This is a genomic window from Rhizobium sp. SVR5-9E (assembly GCF_056755095.1).
This window is the reverse complement of record NZ_JBNDHS010000369.1, coordinates 1-278: the sequence shown is the minus strand read 5'-3', so window position 1 is coordinate 278 and position 278 is coordinate 1. Positions and strand designations below refer to the sequence as shown.

The 278-nt window shown below is 41.7% G+C and carries 1 pseudogene; it reads left to right on the top strand.

The features are described from left to right. Positions 1–278: pseudogene (locus ACPYOJ_RS35220) on the top strand (MGH1-like glycoside hydrolase domain-containing protein); the annotation flags it as partial.

The following is a 278-nucleotide window of genomic DNA, read 5'->3' as shown; positions in this document are numbered from 1 at the left end:
GATAAAAATGGTAAAAACATCTTCGGAGGAGGCTTCCTGGGTCTTGATAATATCGGAGCTTTTGACCGGAATATGATCCTGAAGGACGGACAGCACCTGGAGCAAGCCGATGGTACGAGCTGGATGGCAATGTATGCATTAAATATGATGCGTATTGCCATGGAACTGGCTCAATATTATCAGGTATATGAAGATATGGCGATCAAATTTTTTGAGCATTATCTTTATATTGCAGAAGCCATGGAAAATCTTGGCGAAGGAACCAAAGGACTTTGGAA